The sequence below is a fragment of the Streptomyces sp. SID13726 genome (genome assembly GCF_010548375.1).
In the GTDB taxonomy this organism is placed as follows: domain Bacteria; phylum Actinomycetota; class Actinomycetes; order Streptomycetales; family Streptomycetaceae; genus Streptomyces.
Genome location: NZ_JAAGLY010000401.1, coordinates 1 through 454, shown reverse-complemented (window position 1 = coordinate 454; position 454 = coordinate 1). Strand labels below are relative to the sequence as shown.

Sequence of the window (454 nt, the reverse complement as noted above, 5' to 3'; positions counted from 1 at the left end):
CCCTGAGGTCCAGACCGTGGTGCACGAGGGGCACCTGTCCCACAAGGCCGCCTACGTCCTCTCGACCATCAAGGACGCCGAGGACTCCAATAGCTCCCCGGCCGCGCATGAGCTGCAGCGCCGGGCCCTGGGGTGGATGAGCGAAGAGGGCCTGAGCGCCGAGGCGGCGAAGAACCGGCTCAAGCAGCAGGCAGCGTTTCCCGCGGGAAACGCGACGCCCGCCGTCGCCGTGCCCGACGCAGATCTCGGCTCGACGAACGACAATTCCCGCCAGAAGCGCGACGCCGGAGCCCCAGAGCAACAGGACGAGCAGCCCCTCGGGAAACCGGACAAGACGCCTGCAAACGGGAAGGCCCCGATCCCCAAGCAGGCCCAAGGCACCCCCGCCCCTTTGAGTGAACCCGAGGTGAGCGACGCTGCCGCCGCGGCAAAGGTGCGCGCGGTCGCCTGCCAG

General features: G+C 69.8%; 1 protein-coding gene. It reads left to right on the top strand.

The genetic code is table 11. The features are described 5' to 3' along the window. Nucleotides 1-16: 16 nt before the first annotated feature. A partial coding sequence (locus G3I78_RS48280; protein ID WP_164436971.1) for a hypothetical protein occupies nt 17-454 on the top strand: 438 nt, incomplete at its 3' end.